Origin of the sequence: Flavobacterium enshiense (assembly GCF_040750275.1) — a bacterium.
In the GTDB taxonomy this organism is placed as follows: domain Bacteria; phylum Bacteroidota; class Bacteroidia; order Flavobacteriales; family Flavobacteriaceae; genus Flavobacterium; species Flavobacterium enshiense_B.
The window spans coordinates 1-2,922 of the sequence record NZ_JBDOCV010000021.1 but is presented as its reverse complement, the minus strand read 5'-3'; the positions used below and the strand labels follow the sequence as shown (position 1 = coordinate 2,922).

Annotated in this window: 3 protein-coding genes; all 3 read right to left on the bottom strand. The window is 30.4% G+C overall.

Annotated elements, in window-relative coordinates; genetic code table 11:
* Positions 1 to 663 precede the first annotated feature (663 nt).
* Positions 664 to 1,176, bottom strand: a complete 513-nt coding sequence (locus tag ABGT15_RS13820) for a DUF3805 domain-containing protein (RefSeq protein ID WP_367232043.1) — start codon at positions 1,174 to 1,176, stop codon at positions 664 to 666.
* Positions 1,177 to 1,290: 114 nt separating this feature from the next.
* A complete protein-coding gene (locus tag ABGT15_RS13815; RefSeq protein WP_367232042.1) occupies positions 1,291 to 2,154 on the bottom strand; it encodes a hypothetical protein in 864 nt (287 codons plus the stop codon).
* A gap of 208 nt (positions 2,155 to 2,362) precedes the next feature.
* Positions 2,363 to 2,922, bottom strand: a 560-nt coding sequence (locus tag ABGT15_RS13810; protein WP_367232041.1) for a hypothetical protein, incomplete at its 5' end; no start/stop codon positions are given.

Genomic DNA, 2,922 nt, shown 5'->3' with positions numbered 1-2,922 from the left:
TGGTAAACTTGCAGCTAACGTTTTTCGGCTTGAAACAGTGGCAAATTTTTGTCACTGCCGAAAGCAAATATACCGAAAAGTTTGCAAGAAAAAGCTTCAAATCGAAGATTAAAATATTCACAGAAGTTTACCGATAAATCCCGAACGTTGCCATTGTTTTAAACCGGTGTTATAATGGGTTGCGACACACAAAATTGGCACACACAGTAATCACAATATTTGCACATTCCTATTGCGTAATGTTTTCAGTTCTCATTTTTGCGTTTCGATTTCCGCATTATTTCCACGAAGTAATTGCGGTGTAAATTTCCGCAAACATTTTCCACAAAGTAATTCCATAAAGTAATTCCGCGTAGAATTTTCAGAGAGATTTTCCGTAAAATTATTCCATAAAGTTTTTTGAAAATTTTAAACCAAAACCTTTTAACGTACGGTTTCAGTTCGCACGGGGAGCCATCCATTATAACGTCCCGCCGGCTTTATAAAGTGGCGGAAATTTTGTTACTGATGTTACAAATATAACCGAAAAGTTTAAAGAGAAAAAGTAAAATTAGAGCAAAGACTTTAAAGCCGGATCGTCCCATTAATCACCAAGCCCCGCCATTTTATAAAACCGCTGTTATGGGCTGGTGCTCTATAGTTTAATTGAGCTAATAATTTCCGTTACTTTATTAATTCCTTTTGATTTTCTTGAGTATCCTTTTTATCCAAATCTATAGTGAATGAGCAAATGAACATTTTATCATTAGCGATTATATACCAATAGTAAATAAAATCTTCACCACTTTTTTCGGAATATTTTAATCCATCAAATCCTGTATTAGTTTTAAACAGTTCTGCTTTTCCATTAAAACTCTCCATTTCGCTTTTCAATAATTCAGAATTTTTATTTGGATCAATTCTCACTGGTGTTATTCTCAGATTTCCAGTCCATTCTTCTGTGTCGAAAAAAGCATTTGTATTTTCTTCGTCATCATATTCCGCCCAATTTTTTGGCAGTAAAATTGAATATCCAAAGTTTGATGTAAAAATGTAGGTTTCAGATTTGTTTTTACAATTCATAAAAAGAAGAAATATAAAAAGATACAGTAGTTTCATAGTCGCAGTTTTTTGCACTTGCCCATAACGTCCCGTGGCTTTGCGAAGTTTGGGGATTTTTGTTACTGTTGCCAGCAAATATACCGAAAAGTTGAAAGAAAAAAGCTCAATTTAATACAGAAAGTACAAACACTGATTTTTCCCGACACACACTCAAGCCCCGAATTTCGCAAAACCACTGTTAGCTGTCGTTCAAAATTCTATAAAATCAAAATCTTGATAATAGCATTTTTCTTCAATTTTATTATCAATATAAGTAACAAATGAATTAGTGTCTTCTATTAAAGTAAGTACTTCTTTTTTAGATAAATCTTGAAAATTATTATATTTATCTAATCCACTCCTATGAACTAAATTATGTCTTTGTTGTATATGTTTTGCCATTGATTTTATTGAAGAATATCTGTTAAGTTCAAAATTAAATATATTAAATATTCTAATTAACTTACTAATATTGTGATAGATTATGTTATCAAGATCTTCATTAACCCTATCTTGTAATCGATTATATTTCGATATAATCTCATTTAGAGAAATTTGTTCCTTTTTGTATGGTTCATATTCTTCAATAAATTTTTCTAGAGTAGCATTTGAATGAAATACAACTAATTTAAAAATTTCATTTAGATATGTTTCAAGTGAAGTAATTACTCCCGAAAATATTAATCTGTTGAGAGATTGATTAACGATGTAATTTTCAGTATCTAAATCTAATAATTGTTTTAGACGATCAATTTCAAGAAAATAGAATCTCTTTACACTAGAAAAAGTTGTTTCATTAAAATCAATTTCATCAATCTCCTCAGAGTATTCTAATTTTCCAAAAATATCTTTTTGTTTAAATGCTATTTCTAATTTATTTAAATCAATTTTTACGGTGTAATTATATGGTTTTTCACAGTGAATACAGTATAAAGTATCATCATTAAAATAGGGAAGATTTTGATCTGAATAATAAGTATCTAGTTCCGTTGAAAACTCCTTTTGACATTCCAAACAACAAATATTTATTGAAATTCTTTTTTCTGATAAGTTATTGATTTCGAATGTACTCATAGTTATGTGCGCTCGTTTTTTTATGAATGACAGCTAACGTCCCGCCGGCTTTGTGTCAGGTGGGGATTTTTGTTACTGATGTTTACAAATATACCGAAAAGTTTGAAAGAAAAAGCCTCACTTCGGAGAAGAAATACAAACACTGACCATTACCGATAAATCCCTAAAACCCCACTTGCACAAAACCGCTGTTAGCCGTTCGGTTTTATTATTTATTTTTTCGATTCCTATACCAACTTTCTATTCTCTCGATTGCTTTTGTATCTGTTTTAGGACTACTCGTTAAACCTAAATTAATTTTCTTATTTTCTATATATGAGTTCATAAAAATTATCGCAAAACCACCAACTTCTGCTTCTTCATTTGTAATTGCTGATGAGTAGATATTTATATAGGAACAACATTTTCTTTCAGATTTTATGAGAGACATTAAATAGTCGATATCCTCATCTTTTACCCAATTTTTTGGAAATTCACCTGATAAAGTAATTAGGTTTAGGTTTTTATTTTCATCATATTTTTCGGTGAAAAGCTTAAGAAAAGATTTTACATTCAAGTCTTCAGGACGCAGAGTTTGGACACTATCCTTTCTTTCTTCAATTAATGTAGATTTTGAACTACTTTTTTGGGTTGAATTTTTTGTTGCAAATCCAAAACAGACAAAGATTGTCAAGCATAAAGTGAATATAGAATATGTAATTTTATTCATATTGTTTTTTTTTCGTTTCGTTCGGCCAAACTGACGGCTAACGTTTTTCGGCTTTATAA

Coding starts and splice junctions, on each gene's coding strand:
- ABGT15_RS13815 (WP_367232042.1), bottom strand. CDS start 2,154: ATGAGTACATTCGAAATCAATAACTTATCAGAAAAAAGAATTTCAATA.